This is a genomic window from Bradyrhizobium sp. SPXBL-04, assembly GCF_051853035.1.
GTDB classification, from domain to species: domain Bacteria; phylum Pseudomonadota; class Alphaproteobacteria; order Rhizobiales; family Xanthobacteraceae; genus Bradyrhizobium; species Bradyrhizobium zhanjiangense.
Window position 1 is genome coordinate 8392056 of record NZ_CP182472.1, and the last position, 12810, is coordinate 8404865.

The 12810-nt window shown below is 65.2% G+C and carries 14 protein-coding genes; 5 read left to right on the top strand and 9 right to left on the bottom strand.

Annotation, left to right across the window (positions count from 1 at the left end):
* Positions 1-107 precede the first annotated feature (107 nt).
* Together ACNJX8_RS39950 and maiA are read right to left on the bottom strand one after the other, a co-directional pair.
* Entirely contained in the window at positions 108-620 is a 513-nt protein-coding gene (locus ACNJX8_RS39950; protein WP_164934761.1) for a MarR family winged helix-turn-helix transcriptional regulator, read from the bottom strand.
* Positions 610-1242, bottom strand: a complete 633-nt coding sequence (maiA, locus tag ACNJX8_RS39955; protein ID WP_439359048.1) for a maleylacetoacetate isomerase — start codon at positions 1240-1242, stop codon at positions 610-612. Before maiA ends, ACNJX8_RS39950 begins: the two co-directional genes overlap by 11 nt.
* Positions 1243-1345: 103 nt before the next feature.
* Here maiA and gtdA point away from each other — a divergent pair, with 103 nt between their 5' ends.
* A complete protein-coding gene (gene gtdA / locus ACNJX8_RS39960) occupies positions 1346-2386 on the top strand; it encodes a gentisate 1,2-dioxygenase (protein ID WP_439359049.1) in 1041 nt (346 codons plus the stop codon).
* 276 nt (positions 2387-2662) lie between these two features.
* Here the strand turns inward: gtdA and ACNJX8_RS39965 are convergent, their stop codons facing one another.
* The 4 genes from ACNJX8_RS39965 to ACNJX8_RS39980 all read right to left on the bottom strand — a co-directional run bounded on the left by ACNJX8_RS39965 (position 2663) and on the right by ACNJX8_RS39980 (position 6954).
* A complete protein-coding gene (locus ACNJX8_RS39965; protein ID WP_439359050.1) occupies positions 2663-3487 on the bottom strand; it encodes an ABC transporter permease in 825 nt (274 codons plus the stop codon).
* Complete coding sequence (locus ACNJX8_RS39970; protein WP_439359051.1) at positions 3480-4253, bottom strand: ABC transporter ATP-binding protein; 774 nt, start codon at positions 4251-4253, stop codon at positions 3480-3482. The genes ACNJX8_RS39965 and ACNJX8_RS39970 overlap by 8 nt, the downstream gene beginning before the upstream one ends.
* Positions 4254-4539: 286 nt before the next feature.
* Positions 4540-5544, bottom strand: coding sequence for an ABC transporter substrate-binding protein (locus ACNJX8_RS39975; RefSeq protein WP_091893558.1), 1005 nt, complete (start codon positions 5542-5544; stop codon positions 4540-4542).
* Positions 5545-5586: 42 nt separating this feature from the next.
* On the bottom strand, positions 5587-6954 hold the full coding sequence (locus tag ACNJX8_RS39980) for an FAD-dependent oxidoreductase (RefSeq protein ID WP_439359052.1): 1368 nt from the start codon (positions 6952-6954) through the stop codon (positions 5587-5589).
* Between the two features lie 111 nt (positions 6955-7065).
* Between ACNJX8_RS39980 and ACNJX8_RS39985 the strand changes: the two genes are divergently transcribed.
* On the top strand, positions 7066-7950 hold the full coding sequence (locus tag ACNJX8_RS39985; protein ID WP_128936998.1) for a LysR family transcriptional regulator: 885 nt from the start codon (positions 7066-7068) through the stop codon (positions 7948-7950).
* A 141-nt stretch (positions 7951-8091) separates the two neighbouring features.
* Entirely contained in the window at positions 8092-8364 is a 273-nt protein-coding gene (locus tag ACNJX8_RS39990; RefSeq protein ID WP_128936999.1) for a hypothetical protein, read from the top strand.
* Between the two features lie 3 nt (positions 8365-8367).
* Here the strand turns inward: ACNJX8_RS39990 and ACNJX8_RS39995 are convergent, their stop codons facing one another.
* The gene (locus tag ACNJX8_RS39995) at positions 8368-9171 is read right to left on the bottom strand and encodes an enoyl-CoA hydratase-related protein (protein WP_439359053.1); all 804 of its coding nucleotides are present in this window, start codon (positions 9169-9171) and stop codon (positions 8368-8370) included.
* A gap of 154 nt (positions 9172-9325) precedes the next feature.
* Here ACNJX8_RS39995 and ACNJX8_RS40000 point away from each other — a divergent pair, with 154 nt between their 5' ends.
* Positions 9326-10300 carry a ketopantoate reductase family protein gene (locus ACNJX8_RS40000; RefSeq protein WP_128937001.1) on the top strand — a complete coding sequence of 325 codons (975 nt, stop codon included), beginning with the start codon at positions 9326-9328 and terminating at the stop codon, positions 10298-10300.
* A 3-nt stretch (positions 10301-10303) separates the two neighbouring features.
* On the opposite strand, the gene ACNJX8_RS40005 is transcribed toward ACNJX8_RS40000, so the two are convergent.
* The gene (locus ACNJX8_RS40005) at positions 10304-10981 is read right to left on the bottom strand and encodes an alpha/beta hydrolase family protein (RefSeq protein ID WP_439359054.1); all 678 of its coding nucleotides are present in this window, start codon (positions 10979-10981) and stop codon (positions 10304-10306) included.
* 19 nt (positions 10982-11000) lie between these two features.
* Complete coding sequence (locus ACNJX8_RS40010; RefSeq protein ID WP_439359055.1) at positions 11001-11657, bottom strand: TetR/AcrR family transcriptional regulator; 657 nt, start codon at positions 11655-11657, stop codon at positions 11001-11003.
* A 72-nt stretch (positions 11658-11729) separates the two neighbouring features.
* Between ACNJX8_RS40010 and ACNJX8_RS40015 the strand changes: the two genes are divergently transcribed.
* On the top strand, positions 11730-12674 hold the full coding sequence (locus tag ACNJX8_RS40015) for an SDR family NAD(P)-dependent oxidoreductase (RefSeq protein ID WP_439359056.1): 945 nt from the start codon (positions 11730-11732) through the stop codon (positions 12672-12674).
* Positions 12675-12810 lie beyond the last annotated feature (136 nt).

A 12810-nucleotide genomic window follows, 5' to 3' on the forward strand; every position in this document is an offset into this window, starting at 1 on the left:
AGACGGTCGTGATTGAACCTAGACGCCGCGGCGTACTGGATTCCCCGCCTTCGCGGGGAATGACAGTTGAGATTGAGGCGACAGCGTCGCTCCACAATTGGAGCCAGTCACCCACCCTTCCCCAGATGCTCCAGCGCGTCCTCTGCGCGCAGTGGCACCCGTGACGCCTCGTTGTTGAGGTCGACCAGCTGCACCAAGAGTCCCAGCAGCGCCTTGCGCTCAGTGGGCTTGAGCGGCTCCAGCATGCGCGCCTGGGCGCGCTCGACGGCGGGGATGATCTCGCGCAGGATCGCGGCGCCGGATTTCGTCAGGTACAGGAGCTTGATCCGCTTGTCCTCGGGTGCCGGCTTGCGCTCGATATAGTCCTTGGCCTGCAGCCGCTCGATCACGCTGCCGAGCGTGGAGCGGTCGAAGGCGATCACCGCCGACAGACGCGTCGCGTCGATGCCGGGATGGGTGTGGATCGCGATCAGCGCCGCATATTGCACCGGCGTCAGATCGAACGCCTTGCACTCCTCCATGAAGATCGAGACCGCGATCTGCTGCATGCGCCGGAACAGATAGCCCGGCGCGGCATAGACCGCGTCCATGGTGATCGGAGGAAGAGGCTTACTCGGCATCGGGCTGCTTCTCCGGAGCGGCATCGGCAAAGGCCGCTAGCGCCTTGGCGGCGGCTTCTGCCGTCAGCAGGCGCGGATAGGCAGACACATCGACGCCGAAGCGGCGGGCATTGGCGAGCTGCGGCACCAGACAGAGATCGGCGAGCGTCGGCGCATCGCCGAAGCAGAACGGCCCAGGCTCGTTCCTGATCAGTGTCTCGCAGGCCGACAGCCCCTCGCGGTTGACCCAGGCCGCCCACTCCTGGACTTTCTCCTCGGCAAGGCCGAGCTCGCGCAGCCGCGCCAGCACCTTCAGGTTCTGCACCGGATGGGTATCGCAGGCGATCGCCAGCGCGAACGCCCTCACCTTGGCGCGCCGCAGCGGATCCCTCGGCAGCAGCGGCGGATTGGGGTGCATTTCGTCGAGCCATTCAATGATCGCGACCGATTGGGTCAGCACTACACCCGCATCGTTCTCCAGCGCCGGCACCAGGCCTTGCGGGTTGATGGCGAGATAGGCGGGCGCGCATTGCTCGCCCTTGCGCAGATGATGCGGCAAATGCTCGGCACCGAGGCTCTTGAGGTTCAGCGCGATCCGCACCCGATAGGCGGCGCTGGAGCGGAAATAGCCGTGCAGCTTCATCGAGACCTCCCATTTTCCTGTTGCTTGTACGTCGTTCGCCGCGTTGACGCTACCTAGATCGTCAGTATACTGTCAATCAACAAAACGATCGGGAGCAGCAACCATGGAAGCCGTGACCAAGACGCCGGAACGCGAGGCGTTCTACCGGAAAATCGACGGCGAAAATCTCACCGCGCTGTGGACGGTGATGAGCGATTTGATCACGCCGGAGCCGAAGAGCGCCTGCCGGCCGCATCTCTGGAAGTTCGACGTCATCCGCGACTACATGACGGAAGCTGGCAAGCTGATCACCGCCAAGGAAGCCGAGCGGCGCGTGCTGGTGCTGGAGAACCCGGGCCTGCGCGGACAGTCCAAGATCACGACGTCGCTCTATGCCGGCGTGCAGATGGTGGTGCCCGGCGACGTCGCGCCCGCCCATCGCCACAGCCAGTCGGCGCTGCGCTTCGTGCTCGAGGGCAAGGGCGCCCACACGGCCGTCGACGGCGAGCGCACCGCGATGGAGCCCGGGGACTTCATCATCACGCCGTCGATGACCTGGCACGATCATTCCAACGAAACTGACCAGCCGATGTTCTGGCTCGACGGTCTCGACATCCCCCTGGTGCAGTTCTTCGACTGCTCCTTTGCGGAAGGCTCCAAGGAAGACCAGCAGAAGATCACCAAGCCGGCCGGCGACAGCTTCGCCCGCTACGGCCACAATCTGCTGCCCGTGGACGTGAAACGGAGCTCGAAGACCTCGCCGATCTTCAGCTATCCCTATGCCTACACCCGCGAAGCCCTGGAGAAAGCCCGCGTAAGCCAGGAATGGGACGCCTGCCACGGGTTGAAGCTGAAGTTCAGCAATCCCGAGACCGGCGATTTCGCGATGCCGACCATCGGCACCTTCATCCAGCTCTTGCCAAAGGGTTTCAAGACCACACGTTATCGCGCGACCGATGCGACGGTGTTTTGCCCGATCGAGGGCAAGGGGCGCAGTCGGATCGGCGACACCGTTTTCGAATGGGGCCCGCGCGATCTGTTCGTGGTGCCGAGCTGGCACTGGGTCACGCACGAGGCGGACGAGGACGCCGTGCTGTTCAGCTTCTCGGACCGGCCGGTGCAGCAGAAGCTGGATCTGTTCCGGGAAGATCGCGGGAACGCGTGAGGCAGGCTGCTAGCCAAAGTACTCGGTGGCGTCCCGGCGAAGGCCGGGACCCATAACCACAGGAAGTAGTTTAGCGAAGATTTGTAGTTATCTTCGTCGGTACAAGTTCCTTGTTAGATCACGCGGTATGGGTCCCGGCCTTCGCCGGGACGACGACGGAAATTTTGGCGCGCGTCTCCATCCACATCGTCATTGCGAGCGCAGCGAAGCAATCCAGACTGTCACCGTGGAAAAACCCTGGATTGCTTCGCTGCACTCGCAATGACGGAGAATGCCTCACCGCCAGTGCAACAGCCGCATCTCCAGCCAGCCGATCACTTTCCCCACCGCAAGCCCGAACACCGACAGGATCACCACGCCCGCGAGCAGCTGATCGGTCTGCATCAGATTGCCGGCCTGGAGCACGAAGGCGCCGATGCCGTATTGCGCGCCGATCATTTCGGCGCTGACGACCAGCAGCAGCGCGACTGAGGCGGTGATACGGAAGCCGGCGAGGATCGCGGGCAGCGCGCCGGGCCAGATCACCTTGCGTACGATGGTGGCGAAGGGAACGTTGAAGCTTTGCGCCATGCGGATCAGGTTGCGCGGCACCGCATCAACGCCGCTATAGACCGAGATCGCGGTCGAGAAGAACACCCCGAGCGCAATGGTCGCGATCTTCGGCTCTTCGCCGATGCCGAGCCAGAGAATCAACAGCGGCAGCAGCGCGATCTTGGGGATCGGGAACAGTGCCGAGATGAAGGTGATGCCGACGCTGCGCGCGAGCCGCGACAGGCCGATGGCGAAGCCGACGGCAACGCCGGCCGCAGTCCCGAGCAGCCAGCCGACGCCGATGCGCAGCAGCGAGGCCGAAACGTGCTGCCAGAGCGCGCCGGAGATTGCGAGCTGGTAGATCGCGCGCGCGATCGCCGATGGCGCCGGCAGGAACAGCGGATTGACGAGGCCCAGGGTACCGGCCGCCTGCCAGACCGCGATGACGAGCGCGAGCGCGATCCAGCCACTGAAGCGGCTCGACGCAGGCACGAAGCCCGCACCGCGGAAGCGGACGCGCCGGGTCGCCGCGTCCTTCGCTGAAGTTTCCGCCAAGGCCCGATCAAGCATGTTGGACCTCGCGCTCGGCATCGATCGCCTCATTGCGGATGAGCGACCAGATCTGGTTTTGCAGCGCGAGCAGCTTCTCCCGCGCCGCGGTCCCGCCGCGTTCGGCGCGCGTCATCGGCACGGTCACGACCTCGCGAATCCGCCCCGGCCGCCGCGACAACACCACGATGCGGTCGGCGAGCCGCGCCGCCTCTTCGAGATTGTGGGTGACATAGACCGCGCCCATGCCACCATCGGCGAGCAGGCTAACGAAATCCTCCATCAACAGCTCACGCGTCTGCGAATCCAGCGCCGACAGCGGCTCATCCATCAGCAGGATCGCAGGTTTGACCGCAAGCGCGCGCGAAATGCCGACGCGCTGGCGCATGCCGCCAGAGAGCTGCTTTGGATAGGTTTTGGGAAAATCGGTCAGGCTGGTGCGGCGGAGCGCATCGTCGACCAGCGCGCGGCGCTGCGTCGCCGAGAGCTGCGTATGCAGCAGCGGGAATTCGACGTTCTCCTCGACCGTCGCCCATGGCAGCAGCGCAAAATCCTGGAACACGAAGGTCAGCGGATTGAGGCTGTCCGCTGGCGGCGTCCCGCGCAGCTCGGGCGCACCGGAGGTCGGCTGCAGCAGGCCGCCCAGGATCGACAGCAGCGTGCTCTTGCCGCAACCGGAGGGACCGACGATCGCCACCACCTCGCCGGCGCTGACCGTAAAGGAGACGTCGTCGAGCACAGCGAGATCGCCGAAGCGGTGGGAGATGTGGTCGGCGATCAGATCCATGCGGCGAGCCCGCCTTCTTCACCCTCCCCTGGAGGGGGAGGGTCGGTTCGTACTGAGCGAAGCGAAATGCAAACCGGGGTGGGGTGACGGTCTATTCGCATTGATGCTGACGATGCCTGCTCTCGCGCTTTCCGCGAACGATCAGAGCGAACGACGGACAGACCGCCGCCGTGGCTCACCCCACCCCGCTCGCCGCGGTCGATGCTGCGCATCGCCGGTGCGATCGACCCTCCCCCTCCAGGGGAGGGTGGCAGATTGCTCGCCGCAAGAGTCTGCATCGTCAACATCAATCCGCCTTCACATAGTCCTTCGCGATGATCGCGTTCGCATCGAAGCCTTTGTCGGCAAAGCCCTGCTCCTGCAGCCATTTGATCTGGTTGTCGACGTTCTTCACGTCCAGCTTGCCGTCGGGGTCGATATAGGCGCAATTGCCGACCACCTGCTCGACCGGCAAATTGGTGTACTTGGCGATGATCTCCAAGAGCGGCTTCGTCTTGTCGTTGATCGGCGCAACGCCGTCCTTCATCGCGGCGAGGATGACGTCGTGATATTCGCGGTCGGCCTTCGCGAGCGCGCCGAGCAGTTTTGTCACCAGCACCTTGTTGGTCAGCGTCTTCGGCGAGGCGAACACCGCGCCCAGCTGCCAGGGCGTCTCGTCGCCGACCCAGCCCAGAAACTTTGCGCCGCCCTCGTCCATCAGCTTGCGTGCGGTGGAGATCGGCAGCAGCGCCGCATCGACGGTCTCGCCCTTCAGCGCAGCCGCCGCATTCGACAGCGATTGCAGCGGCACGATCTTCACGTCCGTAAGCTTGAAGCCGTATTTGTCGGCGAGCAGGCCGAGCGAATAGTGAAAGCTTGATCCGACCTGCGTCACCGCTACGCGCTTGCCGGCAAGATCCTTCGGCGTCTTCAGGCCGGCGGCATAGGCGTTGTTGCTGGCGAAATAGCCGATCAGGGGATAGCCGGCCTTCTCGCGGCTCATGCCGCCGATCACCTTCAGCGTGCCCTTGCCGGCGAGATTGTAGAGACCTGCGGTGAAGGCGGTGATGCCGAAATCGACGTCGCCGGAGGTGGTGGCGACCGCGATCGGCTGCGCCGCGTCGAAGAATTTCAGCTCGACCTCTAAGCCGGCCTCACGAAAATAGCCCTTGTCCTGCGCGATGAAGACCGGCGCGGAGGACGACAGACGAAGCACGCCGATCTTCGCCTTCAGCGCGTCTTCGGCCCTGGCCGTGCTCATCGCCATGATCGCCAAAAGGCCCACTAGCGCGAGCCGCGCAATCCCGATCATCCCGTTTCCTCCAGTGGTTCTCTTGGTCGTTCTTGCCGTCCGCTACAGGCCCTCGGGCACCGTCTGGTCTCGCCCGATGAAGGCGCCCTGTTGTTTCAACGTTTCCTGCAATTTTTCAACGGGGATGTCACGCGGGATCCGGTTTCCGGATAGCGCCAGCGCGGCGGCGGAACCGGCGGCCTCGCCCATCACGAAGCAGGCCCCGGAGACCCGCGCCGCCGACTGGCCCTCATGGGTCATCGAGGCACAGCGGCCGGCGACCAGGAGATTGTCGACGCCTTCGGGCACCAGCATGCGATAAGGCAGCTCGTTATAGCCCCGCGATTCCGGGATCGCCGGGAAGGTGAAGACGACGTCGCCGGGCACATGGGCCTCGATCGGCCAGCCATTGACGCCGATGGAATCCTCGAACGATGCGCAGCCGAGCACGTCCGCACCGCTGAGCTGGTAGCCACCCTTGATGCGGCGGGTCTCGCGGATGCCGAGCTGCGGCGGCAGGTCGACGATGTAGGACTTTTCGAAGCCAGGCACGGTGCTACGAAGGAACTCGTACGCGGCAAGCGCCTGCTTGCGGCCCTCGATCTCGCCGCGGGTGAGATCGTCGGGCTCGACGCCGTTGATGGCGTGGCCGTCCTCGCGCGCCACTTGGGTGAAATTCACCCGCCATTCGATGCCGGATTTTTGCGGCCGCACGATCGCGCTCTTGCGCGGGAATGTGTGGGTGCCAGCCGCGATGGCCTTTTCCATCAATTGCGGAATGGTGCGCCAGGCATCGCCCGCCTTCTCCGGATCGATGCCGTTGAGACGCAGCATCATCGAGGGGTACATCGGATGGCCGTGCTCGTCGCCGATTTCGAACGGCGCACCGGCCCACACCGCGAGATCGCCGTCGCCGGAGCAGTCGATGAAGATCTCAGATCGCACTGCCCGCCGGCCGGCCTTGGTCTCGACCATCAGCGCATCGATGCGGCTGTCGTCGCCCATCACCACGCCGGCGCCGAGTGCATGGAAGAGGATGTGTACCTTGTGGCTGGCAAGCAATTCGTCGGCCGCGATCTTGTAGGCGGCGGTGTCATAGGCCTGTGCAAAGACCTTGCCGAGGATCAGGTGCGGCGCATTGAGACCGTTGAGCCGATCGATCCGCGCCAGCAGCTCGGACGCCATGCCCTGCACCAGCCGGTGCGCCTGGCCGTAGACATTCCCATGCAGGCCGCAGAAATTGGTGACGCCGGCCGCCGTGCCCATGCCGCCGAGAAAGCCGTAGCGCTCGATCAGCAGCGTCTTCCGCCCGGCGCGCGCGGCAGAGGCCGCGGCGACAATGCCGGCGGGGCCGCCGCCGAGCACGACGACTTCATACTCGCCATAGAGCGGCACCTGTCGTGCCGGTTCTTCGATCGTCATGGCCCGCATGGCGCGTCCGCTCCCGAAATCCTTTGCTTAGGAACGACTATGAATTAACGCGCGAGGGGCTACAATCCACCAAAATACGCGATCAGCTTTCGCGAATCGAGAAAGGTCGCCATGGACATCCTCGTGAACCTGCAAGCCTTCCTCGCCACGGCGGATGCGGCCGGATTCTCGGCCGCCGCGCGAAAGCTTGATGTCTCGACCTCGGTCGTCGCCAAGCGCGTCACGCAACTGGAGGCCCGCATCGGCACGCCGTTGTTTCACCGTTCGACCCGGCAGTTGCGACTGACCGAGGCCGGACAGCGCTACGTGCATCGCGCGCGCGGCGTCGTGGCTGACGCCACCGACCTGCTCTCGCGCATGGGCGAGAAGGGCCACGATCTCGTCGATCACCTCCGCATCAAGGCGCCGACCTCGCTGACTGTGGCGCGTCTCGCCGACGCCTTCAGCGCGTTCCAGACCCAGAACCCGCGGCTGAAGCTTGAGATCGTTCTGATCGATCGCCCGGTCGATCCCGTCACCGAAGGATTTGACATCGCCATCGGCGCCTTCCCGCATTCCTTCGGCGGCGTGGTCGACGAGCCGCTGTGCCCGTTGAAGCGGCTGCTTTGCGCCTCACCAGCCTATTTGAAGAAGCACGGCACGCCAAAACATCCGCGCGATCTGGTCGAGCATCGCTGCCTCAGCTTCATGCCGACCGGCCCGGAATGGGTCTTCGACGGACCGCGCGGCCGCATCAGCATCCAGGTCAGCCCGCTGCTCTCCTCCAACGAGGGGCACGTGCTGGCGCGCAGCGCCATCGCCGGCAACGGCATTGCGCTGATGTCGCATTATCTCGTCGCGGATGCCTTGCGCGATGGGACGCTCAAGCCGGTGCTGCGCGATTTCCCGATTCCGGAATTGTGGGTGAAGGCCGCGATTCCCGAACGGCGCCGCAACGCCGCTGCGGTGCAGGCGCTGCTCACGCTGCTGAAAACATCACTGGCGACGTCGCTGTGAGCCTTGCGGCGCGCCGTAGCCCGCATGGAGCGCAGCGGAATGCGGGGACACCGGCCCCGGATTTCGCTTCCGCTCCATCCGGGCTACATGCTTGCCTCGAGACGGTTGCCCGGGAATGACGGACCTGACAGAAGTGCCAGCATGGACTCGACGCTTATGAAATTTCCCCTCCCCGCTTTGATCGCCCTGTTGATCTCAGCTGCTCCCGCCGCAGCCCTGGAGCAGAACTGCCGCTTCATCCAGGCCAAGCCCGATCGCGAAGCCTGCTACAAGCGGCAGGAGGAAGAGCTCGCCGAAAGACGCAAGCCGGCCGCGCCGACCGGCGAGAGCAAGACGCTCGAAACGCTGCGCCAGATGCGGCAGGACGACGACGCGGTCTATCGCAGCATCAACAACATCTGCCGCGGCTGCTGAGGCTCAAGTTTTCGCGCCATCCCAATTCGCCGCCCGCTTCTCCGCGAAGGACGCCAGTCCTTCCGCGGCCTCCGCGCTTTGGCGCTTGAGCGAATGCAGCTGCACGAGGCGCGTGTACGCCGCATCGTCCACCGCCATTCCGCCGAACGAGCTCTCCAGCGCAAGGCGCTTGGTTTCGGCCATCGCCTCCGGCCCGTTGGCGAGCAGCTGCTCGACCACCTTGGCGCCGGCGGCTTCGAGATCGGCGAGCGGCACCACCTCGTGGACGAGGCCGATGCGGCGGGCGTCCTCGGCGCCGAAGCGCTCGCCGGTCAGGGCGTACCGGCGGACCTGGCGCGCGCCGATGGCGTCGCAGAGCTGCGGGATGATGATCGCCGCGGTCAAGCCCCAGCGCACCTCGGTGATCGAGAATAGCGCGTTTTCGGCCGCGATCACGACATCGCAGACCGCAATCACGCCGGTGCCGCCACCAAAACAGCCGCCTTGCACCAGCGCGACCGTCGGAACCGACAGCGTGTTGAGCCGCTGCACGGCCTCGAAGGTCGCTCGTGACGCCGTCTCGTTCGCTGCAGTCGATTGCGGCCGCACGCCATTGATCCATTTGAGGTCGGCGCCGGCCTGGAAATGCTTGCCGTTGCCGCGGAGCACCACGACACGCAAGTTCGGCTTGTTGCCGAGATCGTCCATGGCCGCGAGCACGCCCGCGATCAGCGCGCCGTCATAGGCGTTGTTGACCTCGGGACGGTTCAAGGTGACGGTCGCGACGCCGCGCTCATCAAGGGTCCACAGGACAGGGTTGGCGGGCATCGGCGATCCTCCGGTCGGTTTGTTTGCTGCGCACTATGGCCGAGGGCGCGTGTCCTGATCCATATCTTTACGGCGTAGGGCGGCCGCGTCCATCGCATGGCGGCTTGTGTCATGCTGGCACCTGATGGCACCAAGGGACAGGACGGGACAGCACATGCGCATCTGCATTTTCGGCGCGGGCGCCGTCGGCAGCCACATTGCGGTCCGGCTGGCACGCGCCGGCCATGAGGTCTCGTGCGTGATGCGGGGGGCGCATCTGGAGGCGGCGCGCGCCGGCGGCCTCAAGCTGCGCGTCGGCGATTCCGAGGTCAGCGCCAAGGTGAACGCGTCAGGCGATCCGGCCCAGCTCGGCCCGCAGGACGTCGTGATCTCGACGCTGAAGGCGACCGCACTTCAGGGACTGGTTTCCAACATCAAGCCGCTGCTACAGGACGACACAGCGATCGTGTTCGCGCAGAACGGCATTCCCTGGTGGTACGGCATCGGCCTGCCGCCGCGGCACCCGACCCCGCCCGACATTTCCTTCCTCGATCCCGGTGGTCGGTTGCGTGCCTGCATCCCGAAGGAACGGATCGTCGGCGGCGTCGTCTTCTCCTCCAACGAGGTGATCGCGCCCGGCGTGGTGCAGAACCTGACGCCGGACCGCAACCGCCTGCTGATCGGGGAATGCGACGACCGCAATTGCGAGCGCATCACCAAGCTGCGCGGCGTCTTCAACGATGCCCGGCTGGAATCGCCGCCGGTGGCCGAGATCCGCGAGGCGATCTGGTCAAAGCTGCTGACCAACATGTCGCTGTCGGTGCTGTGCCTGCTCACCGGCCAGACCGCGCGCGGCGTGCGCGACGATCCCGCCTTCACTGAAGTCATCCCGCGCATGCTGAACGAGGCCAACGACATCGCCCAGCATTTCATTCCCGAGGTCAAACGCGTGACCCGCAGCGGCCCCGCCCCCAACCACAAGCCGTCGCTGCTGCAGGACTACGAGCTCGGCCGCGCCATGGAGATCGACGTGCTGGTGAAAGCGCCTGCCGCTTTCGCCCGCACCGCCGGGCTGTCGACGCCGACGCTCGACCTGATCGCCGCGCTCGCGATTCAGAAGGCGCGCGACAAGGGGCTTTACTCGGCCTGAGATTCAGGCGAGCCCGTCGATCCAGGCCGCCAGCGTGTCGAGCACCTCTGTCAGCGCCTCGTCATTGGTGCGGCCGGACTTCTTTAGCACCGCAAACGAATGGTCGCCGGCTTCGACCTGATGCAGCGTCGCCTTCGGGCCGAGCTTCTCGATGACAGGCCTGAGATAGCCCAGATCGGCAAGCCCATCGCGGGTGCCTTGCAAGAACAGCATGGGGATAGCGATGCCGGCGAGGTGCTCGGCGCGCTCGGAGGACGGCTTCTTGTCCGCATGCAGGGGGAAGCCGAGGAAGGCGAGCCCTTTGACATCAGGTAATGCAGCCTTGGACTGCGCCTGTGATGTCATGCGCCCGCCGAACGATTTTCCGCCGGCGATGAGCGTGATGCCGGGGCAGAGCCGGGCAGCCTCAGCAACCGCCGCGCGGATGGCGGCGTGCGCGACGGCCGGCTGGTCGGGACGCCCCTTCTTCTCCTCCATGTAGGGAAAATTGAAGCGGAACGTCGCAATGCCGCGCTCCGCAAGGCCCGCGGCGACCTTCTCCATGAAGGCATGCCGCATGTCCGCACCGGCGCCGTGCGCGAGGACGTAGCAGGCGCGCGCATGGGCCGGAATCGTCAGGATCGCGGACACCATGCCGATGCGTTCAATGTCGAGCTTGAGCTCCGTCGTCTTGCTTGTCATGACGTCGTCAGGCCCTCACTCAACGGTGCGCGCCGCTTGCCGGCCATAGATAGTTCAGGACTTGATCGAGCGTCATCATGATCTCGCGGCGTCCAACCTCGTTCCTCACAGAGCCGAATTTCTCCTCAAGCGCAAGCTTGGCAAAGCCGTGAACGGTGGACCAGGCCGCCGCAGCCGCTGTCTTCGCCTCCTTCGCGGTGCCGCCGACCAACTCGGCGACGACGATCTCGAACGCGTGACCGGCGGCCCTGCTCGCCTGCCTCAGACGCGGATCGTCTGCCACGAGGCGCTTGTTCGCAAACATCATCTGGAACCGGCCGGGATGTGTCAGCGCAAAATTGACATAAGCAAGTCCCTGGGCATGGAGCTTGTCGCGCGCACCCTGCTTGACGGATGCCGCCTCGCGCAAGGCGCCGGCAAGCGCGCCGTAACCGCGGATCGCGACTTCGGTGAGAAGCCCCTGCGCGTTGCCGAAATGATGCGACGGGGCAGCCGGCGAAACCCCGGCGCGTCGCGCGGCTTCGCGCAGCGTGAAACCCTCGGCACCCTGCTCGGCGAGAATGGCTTCGCTCGCAGCGATCAACGCCTCCTGCAATTCACCGTGATGATAACCGGGCTCCGGCTTTGCCCGCGTCGCGCCGGCGCCGCGCTTGGCGGAGGGGGCGTGTTTCTTCATGTAACTTGACACTGTTCAGATTGCGGCATATCTATCTTAACACTGTTTAGATGAGTGGCCCCGGAGTTCGAAATGACCGAAATGCAGGATATCACCGCAAGCAGTCCCGTAAAGCGGCGTCATCTGGTCGGAGGCGCCGCGCTCGGCATGCTCGCGGGCGCCGTCGGTGGCCTCGCCGGCGGCGTGGCGCTCGGCCAGAGCGCGACGCTGCCGCAGCAGAAGCCCAGCGGCAAGCGCCGATTCGAGGGCAAGGTCGTCATCGTCACGGGCGGCACCTCCGGCATCGGCCGCGCCGCGACGCTGATGTTCGCGGCCGAAGGCGGCCAGGTCGCCTTCTGCGGCCGCAACGCCGAGCGCGGCAAACAGGTGGAGAACGAGGTGCGCGAGGCCGGCGGCGACGCGGTCTTCATTCGCGCCGACGTCCGCAACGAGGCCGAGATCAAGGCGCTGGTCGACAAGACGATCGAACGCTACGGACGGCTCGACGTCGCCTTCAACAACGCCGGCATTTCCATCGAGCGTCCCCTTCACGAATACAGCGCGGCCGAATTCGACGACGTGATCAGCACCGACCTGCGCGGCGTATTTCTGTCGATGAAGTATGAGATCCCTCACATGCTGGAGAAAGGCGGCGCGATCGTCGTCACGGCGTCGTCGAACGCCATTGCCACGACAGCCAAACGCTCGGCCTATTCGGCGGCCAAGCGCGGACTGGTCGGCCTGGTCCAGGCCGCGGCACTCGACTACGCAAAACATGGCATCCGCATCAACACACTGGTTCCCGGTACCACCGACACGCCGATGATTCGCCGGCTCGCCGGCATGGAGAATCTGCCCGATGCAGCCTGGCACGTCGGCATTGCGCAATGGGCCAAATCCAACGTTCCGGGCTTGCAGCGCGTGGCAACCCCCGAGGAGATCGCCGCCTTTGCGCTCGTGCTGGCCTCCGACGATCATCCCTACACGACCGGCGGTCAGTTCGTCATCGACGGCGGGAAGACCGCACATGGCGGCTAGACCGGGCGCAGCCTGAAAACACAATTCGCGGCGAGCTCGAATGGCGTACCAAGAGGAGCAGCCTTGCGCCCGTGCCGGCCGTTGTGGCAGGCCTGACACGCTGGCTGTCGCAAGGCGCGACATCACCGATCGAGGT

Bases quoted from the DNA above. Each gene is read 5' to 3' on its own strand.
- gtdA (WP_439359049.1), top strand. From the start codon at position 1,346: ATGGAAGCCGTGACCAAGACGCCGGAACGCGAGGCGTTCTACCGGAAA.
- ACNJX8_RS40000 (WP_128937001.1), top strand. From the start codon at position 9,326: ATGCGCATCTGCATTTTCGGCGCGGGCGCCGTCGGCAGCCACATTGCG.
- ACNJX8_RS39975 (WP_091893558.1), bottom strand. From the start codon at position 5,544: ATGATCGGGATTGCGCGGCTCGCGCTAGTGGGCCTTTTGGCGATCATG.
- ACNJX8_RS40005 (WP_439359054.1), bottom strand. From the start codon at position 10,981: ATGACAAGCAAGACGACGGAGCTCAAGCTCGACATTGAACGCATCGGC.
- ACNJX8_RS39970 (WP_439359051.1), bottom strand. From the start codon at position 4,253: ATGGATCTGATCGCCGACCACATCTCCCACCGCTTCGGCGATCTCGCT.
- maiA (WP_439359048.1), bottom strand. From the start codon at position 1,242: ATGAAGCTGCACGGCTATTTCCGCTCCAGCGCCGCCTATCGGGTGCGG.
- ACNJX8_RS39990 (WP_128936999.1), top strand. From the start codon at position 8,092: ATGGACTCGACGCTTATGAAATTTCCCCTCCCCGCTTTGATCGCCCTG.
- ACNJX8_RS39980 (WP_439359052.1), bottom strand. From the start codon at position 6,954: ATGCGGGCCATGACGATCGAAGAACCGGCACGACAGGTGCCGCTCTAT.
- ACNJX8_RS39950 (WP_164934761.1), bottom strand. From the start codon at position 620: ATGCCGAGTAAGCCTCTTCCTCCGATCACCATGGACGCGGTCTATGCC.
- ACNJX8_RS39985 (WP_128936998.1), top strand. From the start codon at position 7,066: ATGGACATCCTCGTGAACCTGCAAGCCTTCCTCGCCACGGCGGATGCG.
- ACNJX8_RS39965 (WP_439359050.1), bottom strand. From the start codon at position 3,487: ATGCTTGATCGGGCCTTGGCGGAAACTTCAGCGAAGGACGCGGCGACC.
- ACNJX8_RS40010 (WP_439359055.1), bottom strand. From the start codon at position 11,657: ATGAAGAAACACGCCCCCTCCGCCAAGCGCGGCGCCGGCGCGACGCGG.
- ACNJX8_RS39995 (WP_439359053.1), bottom strand. From the start codon at position 9,171: ATGCCCGCCAACCCTGTCCTGTGGACCCTTGATGAGCGCGGCGTCGCG.
- ACNJX8_RS40015 (WP_439359056.1), top strand. From the start codon at position 11,730: ATGACCGAAATGCAGGATATCACCGCAAGCAGTCCCGTAAAGCGGCGT.